The following is a 16,453-nucleotide window of genomic DNA, read 5'->3' on the forward strand; positions in this document are numbered from 1 at the left end:
GTTGCTCGCCGCCGCGCTCGAACACGTCGTCAAGGGGATCGTCGATCACCCCGATGACGTGCGCATCACCTCGTCGACGTCGCCCCGTGGCGACGTGCTCGAAGTGCACGTGCACCCCGACGATCGTGGTCGCGTGATCGGGCGCGGCGGCCGCACGGCCAAAGCGCTGCGCACCCTCATCTCGGCTCTCGCAGACGGCCGGCGCGTGCGCGTCGACGTCGCCGACGACTGACGTGGCGGGCGCAGACTCGAAGGGCTCGAAGGGCTCACGCCCGGCCCGGGCCGGCAAGAAGCAGGGGCGTACGCAGTTGCGCGTCGGGCGGCTCGTCAAGGCGCATGGACTCAAAGGCGCCCTCAAGCTCGAGCTCTACACTGACGACCCCGAGGGTCGTTTCGCCCCCGGCGCGACATTCACGCTGCAGGTTCCCGAGTCGTCGCCGTGGCACGGCAGGACGCTCACCGTGCGCGAGTTCCGCTGGATGAACAACCACCCCGTCGCCTTCTTCGAGGGGATCGACGACCGCACGGCGGCCGAGAGCGTCGTGCGCGCGATCCTGTGGATCGACCAGGACGAGAGCGCCGCCCCCGCCGAGGACGACGCCTGGTACGACCACCAGCTCGTCGGGCTCGACGTCATGCGCGACGGCGAGACGGTCGGACGCGTCATCCGCGTCGACCACCTGCCCGCGCAGGATCTGCTGATCGTCAAGCGCGCATCCGGCGGGTCCGAGGTGCTCGTGCCTTTTGTGAAGGCGATCGTGCCAGAGGTCGACATCGCGGGCGGTCGCGTCATCGTGACGCCGCCAGCAGGCCTGTTCGAGGAGCTCCCCACCGAGAACGGTGAGGGTGACGCGGGCGAGGCGGATGCCGCGGGCGACACCACCCCCGAAGGCGACTCCGCCCCCGAAGGCGAATCCGCCCCCGAGGACGACTCCGCCGGCTGAGCGCTCATCTCACAAGCCGCGCGTTCGTGTGATGCGCGAGATGTGATCCCCCCGAAACACGCCGGGAAACACCGCGGAACGTGGGCATCGGATCATCGATCCGTATGACCACGCCCGCCGACACCATCGCCCGCGAGCACGACGGCGCCACCGGGACCGCGACCCGCACCGTGTGCTCGTACTGCGGCGTGGGCTGCGGCATCGTCGTGACGACGGAGCCGGGTGGGGAGGGGCATCCGGCGATCTCCCGTGTGGCAGGTGACCGGGCGCACCCCACGAACCACGGCCGCTTGTGCACGAAGGGCGCGACGCACGCCGAGCTCATGCGCGCACCGGGCCGCATGACGACCGCGTACGTGCGCCCCGAGCGCGGTGGGCCGGCGATTCCGGCCTCGCTCGACGCGGCGATCCGCGAGGCCGCGCGGCGTCTGCGCGCGATCGTCGACGAGCACGGGCCGGATGCCGTCGCAGTGTACGTGTCGGGTCAGATGTCGACCGAGGCGCAGTACCTGTCGAACAAGCTCGTGAAGGGGTTCCTGCGGGGGATCCACCTCGAGTCGAACTCGCGCCTGTGCATGGCGTCGGCGGGGACCGGCTACAAGCAGTCCCTCGGCGCGGATGGGCCCCCGGGGGCGTACGAGGACATCGACCGCGCCGACCTCTTCTTCGTGATCGGGTCGAACACCGCGGACTGCCACCCGATCCTCTTCCTGCGGATGGCCGACCGGCTGCGCGCAGGGGCGCGGCTCATCGTGGTCGACCCGCGCCGCACGGCGACCGCTGACCGCGCCGACCTCTTCCTGCAGATCAGGCCCGGCACCGACCTGGCGCTCCTCAACGGCCTGCTGCACGTGCTCGTCGCCGAGGGCCGCATCGACGAGGAGTTCATCCGCGAGCACACCGACGGCTGGGACGCGATGCCCGCCTTCCTCGCGGACTACGACCCGGTCACCGTCGCGCGCATCACGGGCCTGCGCGAGGAGGATCTGCGCACGGTCGCGCGCTGGATCGGCGAAGCGGGCGAGTGGATGACGCTGTGGACGATGGGCCTCAACCAGTCCACGCACGGCACGTGGAACACGAACGCCATCTGCAACCTTCACCTCGCGACAGGCGCGATCTGCCGTCCCGGCAGCGGGCCGCTGTCGCTCACGGGTCAGCCCAACGCGATGGGCGGCCGCGAGATGGGCTACATGGGCCCGGGGCTGCCGGGACAGCGCTCGGTGTTCGACGCCGACGACCGCGCGTTCGCCGAGCGCGTGTGGGGCGTCGCGCCCGGCTCGATCCGTGCCGAGGCGGGCACCGGCACGGTCGACATGTACCGCGCGATGGCCGAGGGCGAGATCAAGGCCGCGTGGATCATCTGCACGAACCCCGTGGTGTCGGTCGCGAACCGGCGCACCGTGATCGAGGGGCTCGAGGCGGCCGATCTCATCATCGCGCAGGACGTGTTCACCGAGACGGCGACGACGGCGTACGCCGACATCCTGCTGCCCGCGGCGCTGTGGGTGGAGTCGGACGGCGTGACGGTGAACTCCGATCGCACTCTCACGCTTGTGCAGCGCTCGATCGACGCACCGGGAGACGCGACGCCCGACTGGCGCCTCATCTGCCTCATGGCCGAGGCGCTCGGGTTCGGTGAGGCGTTCTCGTACGCCTCATCCGAGGAGGTCTTCGACGAGCTGCGCCGGTTCTGGAACCCCGCGACCGGATGGGACCTGCGGGGGGTCACGTACCAGCGGCTGCGCGAAGGGCCGGTGCAGTGGCCGGCGTCGCCGGGCGACGGGGAGGCGCGGCATCCGATCCGATACCTCAACGACGGCGTGAGCCAGAGTCTGCACACCGGCCAGGACGGTCGGATGCCGCGGCTCGCGTTTCCCACGCCGTCGCGGCGTGCGCAGTTCCTCGCGCGCCCGCACCTCGATCCGGCCGAGCTGCCCGACGACGATTACCCGCTCGTGCTCAACACCGGCCGTCTGCCGCACCAGTGGCACACGATGACCAAGACGGGCCGCGTGCCGGCGCTCATGCGGCTCGATCCCGGCCCGTTCGTGGAAGTGAACCCGCACGACGCGGAGGGGCTCGGCATCGCGGAGGGAGATCAGATCGAGGTCGCCTCCCGCCGCGGGCGCGTCGTGCTGCCCGCAGTCGTGACGGATCGCGTGCAGCCGGGGTTCTGCTTCGCGCCGTTCCACTGGAACGACGAGCACGGCGAGTACCTCACGGTGAACGCGCTCACGAACGACGCGGTCGACGAGGCGTCTCGCCAGCCCGAGTTCAAGTACGCGGCGGTCACGCTGCGCCGGGTGGCCGGGGCTGCGAAGAACGAGAGTCCGGATGCGGTCGCCCTCGCCGCGGCCGAGGGCGACCGCCCCGTGATCGCGACTCACGAGGAGGCCTATCTCGCGGGGTTCCTCGCCGGCGTCGCGGGCACCACCGCCCGGCGCGCGGTCGTCCCGGCCCTGCCCGCGTCGGCACCGGTGTCGGAACCCGTGCGTGCCTGGTTCAACGGGCTGCTCGCGCGTGCCGCCTCCGGCGGAGTCGAGCCGGCGGGGCTGACCTCTGCGCTGGGCAGTGGTCCCCGGCGGGACGACGTGCTGCTCGTGTGGGGGTCGCAGACCGGCACGACCGAGGAGTTCGCGCGGGCGACCGCGACTGCGCTCGCGGAGCGCGGCGTGACCGTGCGGCCCGTGGGAATGGACGCGATCGCCGTGGGTGATCTCACCCGTATCGAGCGGCTGCTCGTCGTGACGTCGACTTTCGGAGACGGCGGCCCACCCGACAACGCCGCCGGACTCTGGGACGAGCTGCGCGCCGACGGAGCGCCGGCGCTCGACGGGTTGCGCTACTCAGTGCTCGCCTTCGGCGACACCGGGTACGCCGACTTCTGCGCCCACGGGCGCAGCCTGGACGCGCGGCTCGGCGAGCTCGGAGCGACGGCGATCGTGCCGCGCGTGGACTGCGAGGCGCATGATCCGGGGCCGGCGCGGCGCTGGCTCGACGATGTGCTGGCGGCGCTCTCGGAGGACCCCCGCGCGAGGGCCGGGACGGTGAGCGGCGCTGCGGCCGGGGCATCCGACTCACCCGCGACAGCGAACGCCACCACGTCGGTGCCCGAGCCGTTCACGCGCGCCCGTCCCCTGGTGACTCCTCTCGTGCGCAATGAGCTGTTGAGCGGCGCGGGATCTGCGAAGGAGGTCCGCCGCATCGCATTCGACCTGTCGTCGGCGGACCTCACGTACTCCGCGGGCGACTCGATCGGGGTGGTGTGCGACAACGACCCTCGCACGGTGGAGGCATGGCTCACGACCACGAGGCTCGGGGCGGCGACGACCGTGTCGGTCGACGGTGAGAGGCGGCGGTTCGGGGACGTGCTGCGGACGCGCCTCGACGTCACGCGCATCACCCCCGCCCTCCTGCGGTTCGTCGTCGAGCGCACGGCCGACGCGCGGCTCGCGCGGCTCGTACGGAACAACAGCGCCGACCTCGAGCGCTTCCTGTGGTCGAAGCAGGCGGTCGACCTGCTGCGCGAGTTCCCCGTGCACGCGGAGCCGGAGGAGTGGATCGATGTGCTGTCGCGCCTGCAGCCGCGTCAGTACTCCATCTCGTCGAGCCCGCTCGTCTCACCCGACCGCGTCGAGGCCACGGTGTCGGTCGTGCGCTTCCGCACGGAGGCGGGCGAGGCGCGCGGGGGAGTGTGCTCCACACTGCTGGCCGATCGGGCGGCGCACACGCCCGTGCCGATCTACCTCCAGCGCTCGCTGCACTTCCGGCCACCGCTGGACCCGACGGCGCGCGTGGTCATGGTGGGCCCGGGCACGGGCGTCGCGCCGTTCCGCGCCTTCCTGCACGATCGTCGTGCGAACGGGCATACCGGCGCGAACTGGCTGTTCTTCGGCGACCAGCACGCCGCGACCGACTTCCTCTACCGCGACGAGCTCGAGGCGATGCACGCCGACGGCTTCCTGACGCGCCTCGACCTCGCGTTCTCGCGCGACCAGCGGCAGAAGGTCTATGTGCAGGACCGGATGCTGGAGCACGGCGCGCGGCTGTGGCACTGGCTCCAGGAGGGCGCGTATCTCTACGTGTGCGGCGACGCGTCCCGCATGGCGCGCGATGTCGACGCGACGCTCGTGCGCCTCGCGCGCGTGCACGGCGGGCTGGGCGAGGACGACGCCGACGAGTTCAAGAGGCGGCTCGTCGCCGAGAAGCGCTATCTGCGGGACGTGTACTGACCCCGACCGGTCGCTGGCACGCGCACGCGAAGGGGCGGAACCGGCGTACCGGCCCCGCCCCTTCGCTCGTACGGACTCAGATCCGCTCGTGCGCGAGCGACTTCCGCGGGATGGCGTAGACGAAGAGCGTGATCGCGAGCAGCACCGCGTACACTGCCGCGAACGCCCAGAACGCCGCGGTGTAGCCTCCGGTCGCGGACTGCGACGCGTTGAGCAGCTGCGGCACGAGGAATCCGCCGTACGCGCCGATCGCCGAGATGAGGCCCAGCGCGGCGGCGGCCTGGCGCTGCGAGGCGACGGCGGGCGTGGCATCCGCGCCCCTCACCCGCCCGCGGGCCGCGAACACCATCGGGATCATGCGGTACGTCGATCCGTTGCCGACGCCCGTCGCCGCGAAGATCACGACGAAGCACGCGAGGAACAGCCAGAAGCTGCCCAGCGGCAGCAGCCCGATGAGCGCGAGGGCGCCGATCGCCATGACCGCGAACGCAGCCACGGTGACGCGGGCGCCGCCGAAGCGGTCGGAGAGCCTGCCGCCATACGGGCGCGCGAGCGATCCGACGAGAGCGCCGATGAAGGCGAGCTGCAGCGACGCCTGGCCCACCTGGAACGTCGAGAACTCGGGGAACTGGTCGGCGATGAGCTTCGGGAACACGCTCGCGAAGCCGATGAACGACCCGAACGTGCCGATGTAGAGCAAGGAGAGCAGCCACAGGTGCGGCTCGCGAAGTGCCGCGGCGGATGCCGCGAAGTCCGCCTTCGCCGACGACAGGTTGTCCATGTATCGCCACGCGCCCCACGTCGCGAGCAGGATGAGCGGGATCCACATCCAGCCGGCGAGTGCGAGGTTGAGGGTCGCCGCGGCGCCGAACGTGACCGCGATCGGCACGAGCAGCTGCGCGACCGAGGTGCCGATGTTGCCGCCGGCGGCGTTGAGCCCGAGCGCCCATCCCTTCTCGCGCTGCGGGAAGAAGTACGTGATGTTCGCCATCGAGCTCGCGAAGTTGCCGCCGCCGACGCCGGCGAGCGCCGCGATGAGGAGCATGACGCCGAACGGGGTCGAGGAGTTCGTCACGACGATGCCGAGGAGCGTGGTCGGCACGAGCAGGAGCGCGGCCGAGACGATCGTCCAGTTCCGACCGCCGAAGCGCGCGACCATGAACGTGTACGGGAACCGAAGTGTCGCGCCGACAAGGCTCGGCAGCGAGATGAGCCAGAACGCCTCGGAGCTCGAGAAGGTGAACCCGGCATCGGGCAGCATCACGACGACGATGCTCCACAGCTGCCACACGATGAAGCCGAGAAACTCGGCGAAGATCGACCAGCCGAGGTTGCGCCTCGCGATCGAGCGGCCCTCGGCGGCCCAGAAGGTCGGGTTCTCGGCGTCCCAGCCGTCGATCCAGCGACCCGGCCGTCGCGTGAGCCGTACGGCGGATGCTTCGGGCGCGGGCGCACCGGGATCGGCGAGCTCGGGGCCGGACTGCGGGGGTGAGGACGTTGCGGGGGTGATGGTCATGGGGGCCTCCTCCGGTCGTGTGCTCCGACGCTAGGGACCCGGTGTTTCATCGCCCCGCGCGGGGCGTTACCCCCTGGTCACTTCTCCGTCACGGTCGAAGGAGTCACGTCGTGAGAGGCGTGTGATCTGCGCGTTACACGAGTGCGGGCACGGATGCCCCACGCGGGTCGCGCGGCGGATTCAGGCGGCGCCGGCGACGGGGGCCGCGGCCGCCCGATAGCGCTCGGCGACGATCGCGGCGATGCGCGGATCCGGGCCGAGGGGGCTCGTCGCGGCATCCGCCCCCGACGTGCGGATGACGTCGGCGAAGTACCCCGGCGCGAGGACGTAGCTCGCGGCGACGACCCGCGACGCTCCCGCCGCGCGCGCCGCGGAGACGGCGGCGTCGATGCGCGGGTCGCACCCCGCCGCGAAGCCGACGCCCACGGGACGCGACAGGCAGCGCGAGAGGAGCTGCGCGACGGCGCCCACGTCGTCGGCGGCGCGCGGGTCGCTCGAGCCCGCCGCCGCGAGCACGATCGCGTCGTCGGAGCGGAGGCCGAGCTCACCCAGCCGCGACTCCAGCACGAGCGCCAGGAGGTCGTGCGGTCCGAGCGGCGGAGCCGCCACGACGCCGTCGCGCAGCCTCGCCGCACGCGCGATGTCGACGCCCGTGTGGAACCCGGTCGACAGCAGCAGCGGGACGATGACCGCCGACCGGCCGGGCGGGAGCGCCGCGACGACCTCGTCGATGGAGGGCTCCTGCACGTCGACGAACGCCTCGCGCACGTCGACGCCGGGCAGCAGCACGCGCACCTCGTCGACGAGCGAGCCGATGGCGGTCCGGCCGTCGGGCGAGCTCGTGCCGTGGGAGCACGCGATGAGGACGGGGCGGATCATTCGTCCTCCTGGACGTCGAGCCGGTAGCCGCGCTTGACCACCGTGCGGATGAGCTCGGGTGCGCCGACCGCTTCGCGCAGGCGTGCGATCGCCATCTCGACCGCGTGCGCGCTGTCGGCCGATCGCGGCAGGACGTCCAGGAGCGATCCGCGTGAGACGACGCGGCCGCGCGCGTCGAAGAGAGCGCCGAGGAGCTCGACGCTCGTGCGCGACAGCGGCCGGAATTCGCCGTCGAGCACTGCTCCGCTGCTGCGCAGCTCGAGGCGACCGGCCGCGGTCTCGACCGCGGCGGCGCGTCCGGACGCGTAGTAGGTCACGACGCCCCGCACGAGCGCGCCGAGGCGGCCTCGATCGGCGACGAGCACCTCGATGTCGGCGGCACGCAGTGGTCCGGCCGTCACGGGTCCCACGGCGGCGACGAGCAGCCGCCGCGCGCGTGCGCGACGAGCGATGTCGGCGACGACGCCTTCGCGTGCCGCGGCGGCGAGCCACTCCGCCGCGCCCGGCGCGGAGGTGAAGAGGACGGCGTCGACCTCGCCCGAGGCGGCGGCGATCACCGAGCGGGTCACGGCGGCGGCATCCGGCGGTGCGCCCCATCGGTACACGGTGAGGCTCACGACGTCCGCGCCGTGGCTCGTGAAGAGCTCGTCGAGGCCGTCGGCGCCGGAGCCGTGGTGCTGCACCGCGATCCGCCGGCCGACGACGCCCTCGGCGACGAGGAACTCGCCGAGCTCGGCCGCCGTCTCGGTCTCGGCGACCCAGTCGGCGGTGAAGCCCGCCTGCTGGATCGCACCGCGCGCCTTGGGGCCGCGCGCGACGAACCGCGCGACCGCGAGGGCATCGTGCAGCGGATCGCTGAGCCCCGCTTCGTCGGCGGCCTCGATCCAGCCGCGGAACCCGACCCCGGTCGTCGCGACGACGATGTCGGGCGGATTCTCGATGAGCTCGCGCGTTCGCGCGACGAGCGCGTCGTCGTCGATGTGCGGCACGATCGTGAGAGCGGGCGCATGCTGGACCTGCGCGCCGTGGCGCTCGAGCGCGGCGGAGAGCTCGCTCGACCGGCGATCGACGGCGATGACGATGACGCACCCGGCGAGCGCCGCCGACAGCAGGGGACGCGGGGGTTCGCTCACGGACCTGCGCCTTCGCGCGTGGCGGCTGGCGCGGGCAGCAGCAGGTCGGCGCGGGCGACGTCGCCGACGACGATGACCGCCGGGTTCGAGACGCCGACCGCGTGCGCGTCGTCCACGGCCCGGCCGAGTGTCGTGCGGGTCGTGCGCTGGCGCGCGGTGTGCCCGCTCTCGACGATGGCGACCGGCCGGTCCTCCGGCACGCCCGCGTCGAGCGCGGAGCGCATGAGACGCGGGAGCGCCGCGACTCCCATGAGCACGACGGTCGTGGCATCCGGGTCCGCGAGCGCCGCCAGCGTCGCGGGCGAGACGGTCGCCTGCCCGTTGACGACGTGGACCGCGCCCGCCGTGCCGCGATGCGTCACGGGGATGCCCGCCGCCTGCGGCACGGCGAGGGCGCTCGAGATGCCCGGGACGACCTCGACGGCGACGCCGGCCGCGAGGCACGCGGCGACCTCCTCGCCGCCGCGTCCGAGCACGAACGGGTCGCCGCCCTTGAGTCGCACGACGCGCCGCCCCGCGCGCGCGTGCTCGACGAGCAGCTCGTTGATGCGCTCCTGCGGCACGGGGTGGTGGCCTGGCCGCTTGCCCACGTCGATGACCTGTACGTCGGAGTCGAGGTCGGAGAGGACGGATGCCGGCCCGAGCCGGTCCGCGACGACGACGTCCGCCTCGGCGAGCAGCCGGCGGCCGCGCACCGTCATGAGGTCCTCGGGACCCGGACCGCCGCCCACGAGCGCGACGTGGCCGGACGCCGTCGCGCGGCGGCGCCGCACCGGGAGTCGCCCTTCGCGCAGCAGCGTCGCGACCGCATCGCGCAGGCGCGCGGCCCGCGATGGATCCACGCCGGAGTCCGACACGACGCCCACGAGCACGTCTCCCGAGCGCGCCTCCGCCGCGAGCCGCGCGGTGCCGTGCGCGCCGTCGGATGCGTTGACGCACAGCGTGCGGCGCTCCTCGCACGCGCGGGCGACCCACTCGTCGGTGTGCGGGTCTCCGGTGGCGGTGTGCACGAACCACACGTCGTCGAGGTCGGATGCCGCGACCGCGCGTGCGATCCACCGCACGTCGTGCTCGCGCACGAGTGCCGCGACTGCGGGGTCGAGCGCGGGGGCTACGACGCGCACGCGCGCCCCCTCCTCGATGAACCGCGGCAGGCGACGCGCGGTCACGGAGCCTCCGCCCACCATGAGCACGTCGCGTCCGGTGAGCGAGACCCCGATGACGGTGGTCATGAGCGCGCCGCCCATCGGACGAACACGTCGCCGGCGCGCACGGCGACGGGCCACGTCTCGAGCGAGCGCTCATCCTTGCCCAGCGTGTCGAGGCACGCGCCGGTGCGCAGGTCGAACACCTGCTTGTACATGGGGGAGGCGACGGTCGGGGCATCCGCCCTCGTCCCGACGATGCCGCGCGAGATCACGTTCGCCCCGCTGTAGGGATCGAGGTTCGACACCGCGAAGATGGGACCGCCGTCGTCCGGCCCGTGGAGCAGGAAGAGGGCGAGCTGCACGCCGTCGATGAGCGCCGCGCGGCCGCGCTCGGGCTCGAGGTCGGCGACGGCGCACACGCGCACCCACTCCCACGTCCGGGTCGGACGCTTCTCGGCGGTCGAGACGATCGTCATGCGCGCACCTCCAGGGTCGTTCCGGCGATGAGCACGCGACCGTCGGCGCGCTCCTCGGGTGTCGCCGGTCGCGGCTGGCCGCGTTCGGCGGTGTAGGCGAGCGACGGGTCCGGCGTGCGCGGCGCGTTGACGAAGGACGCGAAGCGCCGGAGCTTCTCGGGGTCTTCGAGCGTCGCCCTCCACTCGTCCTCGTACGAGTCGATGTGGGCGGCCATCGCGGCGTCGAGGTCCGCGCAGATGCCGAGGCTGTCGTCGAAGATCACGGCGCGCAGCGCGTCGAGGCCGCCTTCCAGGTCCTCGAGCCACGGCGCGGTGCGCTGGAGGCGGTCAGCCGTGCGGATGTAGTACATGAGGAACCGGTCGATCGCCGTGAGCAGCGCGTCGTCGTCGAGCCCCTCGGCGAGCAGCTGCGCGTGGCGCGGCGTGAAGCCGCCGTTGCCGCCGACGTAGAGGTTCCAGCCCGCCTCGGTCGCGATGACGCCGACGTCCTTGCCCCGAGCCTCGGCGCACTCGCGCGCGCATCCCGAGACGCCGAGCTTGAGCTTGTGCGGCGACCGCAGCCCCCGGTACCGCAGCTCGAGCTGCACCGCCATTCCGACGGAGTCCTGCACGCCGTAGCGGCACCACGTCGATCCGACACACGACTTCACCGTGCGCAGCGACTTGCCGTACGCGTGACCGGACTCGAAGCCCGCGTCGACGAGCCGCTTCCAGATCTCGGGGAGCTGCTCGAGCCGCGCACCGAACATGTCGATGCGCTGGCCGCCCGTGATCTTCGTGTACAGGCCGAAGTCCTTCGCGACCGCACCGATCGCGAGGAGTCCCTCGGGTGTGATCTCGCCGCCCGGAATGCGGGGCACGACCGAGTACGAGCCGTCCTTCTGCAGGTTCGCCATGACGTGGTCGTTGGTGTCCTGCAGCGTCGCGTTCTCGCCGTCGAGCACGTGCGTGTGCACGAGCGTCGACAGGATGCTCGCGATCGCGGGCTTGCAGATGTCGCATCCGCGGCCCGTTCCGAACCGATCCACGATCGCGCTGAACGTCGTGAGCCCCGATACCCGGATCGCGTCGAACAGCTGCGCGCGCGACAGCGCGAAGTGCTCGCACATCGCGTTGCTCACCGAAGCGCCGGTCTTCTGCAGCTCGCCGACCACAATGCGCTTGACGAGCGGAACGCACGACCCGCACGCGGCGCCCGCGCGCGTGCACGCTTTCACGCCCGCGACGTCGGTGCAGCCCTCCTCGTGCACCGCGTGACGGATGGCACCCGCCGACACGCTGTTGCACGAGCACACCATCGCCTCGTCGGGCAGTTCGCCCGCGGGCGCAGGAACCCCGCCTTCGGGCAGGAGGTACGTCGCCGGGTCGCCGCCGAGCGCACCGCCCACGAGCGGGCGCAGGGCCGCGTACGCGGACGCGTCCCCGACGAGCACGCCGCCCAGCAGCGTCTTGGCGTCGTCGGAGAGCACGAGCTTCTTGTAGACGCCCGCGACGGGGTCGGCGTAGACCACATCGAGAGCACCCGGCGTCGTCGCGAACGCGTCGCCGAAGCTCGCGACGTCGACGCCCGAGAGTTTGAGCTTGGTCGACAGGTCGTACCCCGGGAACGTCGCGTTCCCGCCGAGCAGGCGCGTCGCGGCGACTTCGGCCATCGCGTAGCCGGGCGCGACGAGGCCGACGCACTGTCCCTGGAACGACGCGACCTCGCCGATCGCGAAGATCGCGGGGTCCGACGTGCGGCACCCGGCGTCGATGACGACGCCGCCGCGAGGGTCCACGTCGAGACCCGCCTCACGCGCGAGCTCGTCGCGCGGGCGCACACCCACCGTGAAGACGACGACATCGGCGTGCTCGTAGCTTCCGTCGCTGAACTCGAGCCCCGCGACCTCCCCCGAAGGTCCGGGGTCGAGCCGCGTCGTGATCGAGGACGTGAGCACCCGGATGCCGCGCGACTCGATCAGCCGCCGCAGCGCGTCGCCCGCCGCGAGGTCGAGCTGCGCCGACATGAGCCGGTCGGCGGCCTGAACGACGGTCGGGGTCACGTCGAGTCCCTGCAGCGCGCCCGCCGCCTCGAGTCCGAGGAGCCCGCCGCCGATGACCATGCCGGTCAGCGGACGGCCCAGCTGCCGCGAACGGGCCTCGACGAACGCGCGGAGCGCGGCGACGTCGTCGAGCGTGCGATACACGAAGCATCCGGGCAGCTCGAACCCGTCCACCGCGAGTCGTGCCGCGTACGAGCCGGTCGCCAACACGAGGGAGTCGAACGGATGCCGCGCCCCGTCGTCCGTCGCGACGACACGCTCACGGCGATCGATCCGAGCGGCGCGCACGCCCGTGTGCACCCGGACACGGACGTGTTCGAGCACGCCCCGGTCGAGCGTCAGGTCGTCGACTGACGCGCCGTCGAAGAAGGACGTGAGCGCGACGCGGTCGTACGGCGCGCGCGGTTCCTCGCCGAGGACGGTGATGACCGTGTCGCCGTCGTCTCGCGACGTGAGGCTCTCGACGAAGCGGTGCGCGACCATGCCGGCGCCCACGACGACGACGCGTCGGGTCGATCCGGTCCTGTCCATGGCCTCACGATAGGCAGGCCGGTTTTCGGGGCCGTGTGGCCCATGTTTCGAGTTCGTGACGTCGGAAGAGCCGGACATCGTGCCTCCTCTCGCGGCCGGTGGGGCCGCGTGGTCCGCTGACTGCCGTGGCTCGACGTTAGGAAGAGCGCGTTTCGCCGCGGGTGCCGGGGCCGTTACCCGGACGCAACGTTTCCCTCACGCCGCCGCAGTGGCCGTTGTGAGATCGGACGCGCGACCGCGCGCTGACTAGGCTCGATCCGTGCGCACTCCGTCTCGCTCAGCACACCGCATCGATGTCGTCACGATCTTCCCGTCCTTCTTCGACGTGCTGGAGGTGTCGCTGCTGGGCAAGGCCCGCGACCGAGGGCTCCTCGACGTGCGCGTGCATGACCTGCGCGAATGGACGCACGACCGTCACCGCACCGTCGACGACACCCCGTACGGCGGCGGAGCGGGCATGGTCATGAAGCCGGAGCCCTGGGGCGAGGCGCTAGACGCGATCGTCGCCGATGCCGCCGCCCCGCCGGTCTTCGTCTTCCCGTCGCCCGCCGGTGAGATGTTCACGCAGGCCACGGCGCGCGAGTTCGCACACGAGCCGCACCTCGTCATCGGATGCGGACGATACGAGGGCATCGACGAGCGGGTGTTCGAGTACGCCGCGAGGCTCGGGCGCGTGCGGCTCGTGAGCCTCGGCGACTACGTGCTCAACGGCGGCGAGGTGGCCGCGATGGCGATGATCGAGGCGGTCGGCCGGCTCATCCCCGGTGTCGTCGGCAATCCCGAGAGCCTCCTCGAGGAGTCGCACGAAGGGGGCCTGCTCGAGTACCCCTCTTACACGAAGCCCGCGTCGTGGCGCGGCTACGACGTCCCCGAGATCCTCTTGAGCGGCAATCACGGCGCGATCGCGGCGTGGCGGCGCGAGCAGCAGATCGCGCGCACGCGCGAGCGCCGGCCAGACCTCCTCGGCGAGTGAGCCGTGGGCGCGGCATCCGCCCCATGTCGAGCCGCACGCCCTGTGTCAACGCCTCTCGGCAGGCGGAATGCGCTCGACTAGGGTGTGAGCGACCGCCAGGGGAGGAGTCGCATGGAGACGTGGCCCGGATCGGCCTACCCGCTGGGGGCGACCTTCGACGGGAGCGGCACGAACTTCGCGCTGTTCAGCGAGGCCGCCGAGAAGGTCGAGCTGTGCCTGTTCGACGAGACGGATGCCGAGACCCGCGTGCCGCTCGTCGACGTCGACGCGTTCGTGTGGCACGCCTACCTCCCGAACGTGCGGCCTGGCCAGCGGTACGGGTATCGCGTGCACGGCGAGCACAACCCCGCCGGAGGCAGGCGCTTCAACCCGAACAAGCTCCTCCTCGACCCATACGCGAAGGCCGTCGAGGGGCAGGTCCAGTGGAACCAGTCCGTGTTCGGCTACGACTTCGGCGATCCCGACTCGCGCAACGACGACGACTCCGCGGCGAGCATGATGAAGGGCGTCGTCGTGAACCCGTTCTTCGACTGGGCGGGTGACCGGCAGCCGAAGACTCCGTACGCCGAGTCGCTCATCTATGAGGCGCACGTGAAGGGTCTCACGATGCTGCATCCGGCCGTTCCCGAAGAGCTGCGCGGAACCTACGCCGGGCTCGCGCATCCGGCCGTGATCGACCACCTCCGCAAGCTCGGGGTCACCGCCGTCGAGCTCATGCCCGTGCACCAGTTCGTCGACGACGACACGCTCCAGCAGAAGGGGCTGTCGAACTACTGGGGCTACAACACGATCTCGTTCTTCGCTCCGCAGAACACGTACGCCTCGCCGGGTGAGCCGGGTCAGCAGGTGCAGGAGTTCAAGGCGATGGTGCGGGCGCTTCACGCGGCCGACATCGAGGTGATCCTCGACGTCGTCTACAACCACACGGCCGAGGGCAGCCACCTGGGGCCGACGCTGAGCATGCGCGGCATCGACAACGCCGCGTACTACCGGCTCGAAGAGGACGACAAGCGGTACTACACCGACTACACGGGCACGGGGAACAGCCTCAACGTGTCGAGCCCCCACTCGCTCCAGCTCATCATGGACTCGCTGCGCTACTGGGTGCTCGAGATGCACGTGGACGGGTTCCGGTTCGACCTCGCGGCGACGCTCGCGCGGGAGTTCTACGACGTCGACAAGCTGGCCACCTTCTTCGAGCTCGTCCAGCAGGATCCGGTCGTGTCACAGGTGAAGCTCATCGCCGAGCCGTGGGACGTGGGTCCGGGCGGGTACCAGGTGGGCAACTTCCCGCCGCAGTGGACCGAGTGGAACGGCAAGTACCGCGACACCGTGCGCGACTTCTGGCGCGGCGAGCCCGCGACCCTCGGCGAGTTCGCGTCGCGGCTCACCGGGTCGGCGGACCTGTACGAGCACTCGGGACGGCGGCCCGTGGCATCCGTCAACTTCGTCACTGCCCACGACGGGTTCACGCTGCGCGACCTCGTGTCGTACAACGACAAGCACAACGAGGCCAACGGCGAGGACAACAAGGACGGCGCCGACGACAACCGCTCGTGGAACTGCGGCGTCGAAGGACCCACCGACGACCCCGCCGTGCTCGAGCTGCGGGCGCGCCAGCAGCGCAACTTCCTCGCGACGCTGCTGCTCAGCCAGGGCGTCCCCATGCTGCTGCACGGCGACGAGCTGGGCCGTACGCAGCAGGGCAGCAACAACGGCTACGCGCAGGACAACGAACTGACGTGGGTGCACTGGGACGCCGTCGATCAGCCGCTCGTCGAGTTCGTCTCGGCGGTGTCGAGGCTTCGGCGGGAGCATCCGACGTTCCGGCGCAGCCGCTTCTTCGACGGCCGCCCCGTCAAGCGCGAGGAGGGCGCGCCGGTGCCCGACCTCGCGTGGCTGCGACCCGACGGCACGCAGATGCAGCCGGAGGACTGGGACTCCGGATTCGGTCGCGCGGTCGGGGTGTTCCTCAACGGCGGCGGCATCCGCGAGCGCGACAGACGCGGGCAGCCCATCGAGGACGTGCACTTCATGGTGCTCTTCAACGCCGGCGACGAGCCGATCGACTTCCGCATCCCCGCCGTCGAGGCCAGCCCGCAGTGGGACGTCATCGTCGACACCGCCGGCCGGCAGGCGGGCGTCACCACCATCGACCCCGGGTCGGTCGTGCCGCTCGAGTCCCGGTCGGTGCTCGTGCTGCGCGAGCACCTCGAGGAGCAGACCGAGCCCGACCACTCGGTCGCCGCGTCGCTCGCGGCGCTCGGAGACAGCGGCCCCGAGGACCTCCCGGCGAAGGCCCCGCGCATCGAGGCACGGCACGACACGCGCTGACGCGTGCCGACGAGGATCGGGAAGGAGGCACGGATGCGGATCCCGCCCGCGTCGACGTACCGGATGCAGGTGCGGCGGTCGTTCGACCTCGACGCCGCGGCCGGTGTGACCGACTACCTGCGCGACCTCGGCGTCGACTGGGCGTACCTCTCGCCGCTCCTGCGCGCGACGTCCGGCTCGGACCACGGCTATGACGTCGTCGATCCGACCGAGGTCGATCCGCAGCGGGGCGGACCCGCGGC

At 71.8% G+C, this 16,453-nt stretch carries 11 protein-coding genes; 5 read left to right on the forward strand and 6 right to left on the reverse strand.

Annotated features, from left to right (window positions below; translation table 11 throughout):
• Position 1 precedes the first annotated feature (1 nt).
• The 3 genes from BJ991_RS10750 to BJ991_RS10760 all read left to right on the forward strand — a co-directional run bounded on the left by BJ991_RS10750 (position 2) and on the right by BJ991_RS10760 (position 5,179).
• A complete protein-coding gene (locus BJ991_RS10750; RefSeq protein WP_179489851.1) occupies positions 2-232 on the forward strand; it encodes an RNA-binding protein in 231 nt (76 codons plus the stop codon).
• Position 233: 1 nt separating this feature from the next.
• Complete coding sequence (gene rimM / locus BJ991_RS10755) at positions 234-944, forward strand: ribosome maturation factor RimM (protein WP_179489853.1); 711 nt, start codon at positions 234-236, stop codon at positions 942-944.
• Between the two features lie 104 nt (positions 945-1,048).
• Complete coding sequence (locus tag BJ991_RS10760) at positions 1,049-5,179, forward strand: bifunctional nitrate reductase/sulfite reductase flavoprotein subunit alpha (RefSeq protein ID WP_179489854.1); 4,131 nt, start codon at positions 1,049-1,051, stop codon at positions 5,177-5,179.
• 76 nt (positions 5,180-5,255) lie between these two features.
• Here BJ991_RS10760 and BJ991_RS10765 read toward each other — a convergent pair whose 3' ends face one another.
• The 6 genes from BJ991_RS10765 to nirB form a co-directional block, all read right to left on the reverse strand.
• A complete protein-coding gene (locus tag BJ991_RS10765) occupies positions 5,256-6,695 on the reverse strand; it encodes an MFS transporter (RefSeq protein ID WP_179489855.1) in 1,440 nt (479 codons plus the stop codon).
• A 180-nt stretch (positions 6,696-6,875) separates the two neighbouring features.
• A complete protein-coding gene (locus BJ991_RS10770) occupies positions 6,876-7,574 on the reverse strand; it encodes a sirohydrochlorin chelatase (protein ID WP_218852928.1) in 699 nt (232 codons plus the stop codon).
• Positions 7,571-8,707, reverse strand: coding sequence for a uroporphyrinogen-III synthase (locus BJ991_RS10775; protein ID WP_179489856.1), 1,137 nt, complete (start codon positions 8,705-8,707; stop codon positions 7,571-7,573). Before BJ991_RS10775 ends, BJ991_RS10770 begins: the two co-directional genes overlap by 4 nt.
• Entirely contained in the window at positions 8,704-9,939 is a 1,236-nt protein-coding gene (gene cobA / locus BJ991_RS10780; RefSeq protein WP_179489857.1) for a uroporphyrinogen-III C-methyltransferase, read from the reverse strand. Before cobA ends, BJ991_RS10775 begins: the two co-directional genes overlap by 4 nt.
• Positions 9,936-10,331 (reverse strand): nitrite reductase small subunit NirD, encoded by a 396-nt coding sequence (nirD, locus tag BJ991_RS10785; RefSeq protein WP_179489858.1) that lies wholly within the window; start codon positions 10,329-10,331, stop codon positions 9,936-9,938. The genes cobA and nirD overlap by 4 nt, the downstream gene beginning before the upstream one ends.
• A complete protein-coding gene (gene nirB / locus BJ991_RS10790; protein ID WP_179489859.1) occupies positions 10,328-12,904 on the reverse strand; it encodes a nitrite reductase large subunit NirB in 2,577 nt (858 codons plus the stop codon). The genes nirD and nirB overlap by 4 nt, the downstream gene beginning before the upstream one ends.
• Positions 12,905-13,163: 259 nt before the next feature.
• Between nirB and trmD the strand changes: the two genes are divergently transcribed.
• Both trmD and glgX read left to right on the forward strand, forming a co-directional pair.
• A complete protein-coding gene (trmD, locus tag BJ991_RS10795; RefSeq protein ID WP_179489861.1) occupies positions 13,164-13,877 on the forward strand; it encodes a tRNA (guanosine(37)-N1)-methyltransferase TrmD in 714 nt (237 codons plus the stop codon).
• A 111-nt stretch (positions 13,878-13,988) separates the two neighbouring features.
• Positions 13,989-16,211 carry a glycogen debranching protein GlgX gene (gene glgX, locus BJ991_RS10800; RefSeq protein ID WP_179489863.1) on the forward strand — a complete coding sequence of 741 codons (2,223 nt, stop codon included), beginning with the start codon at positions 13,989-13,991 and terminating at the stop codon, positions 16,209-16,211.
• The last annotated feature ends 242 nt before the right edge of the window (positions 16,212-16,453 follow it).

The sequence above is a fragment of the Microbacterium immunditiarum genome, assembly GCF_013409785.1.
GTDB lineage: Bacteria > Actinomycetota > Actinomycetes > Actinomycetales > Microbacteriaceae > Microbacterium > Microbacterium immunditiarum.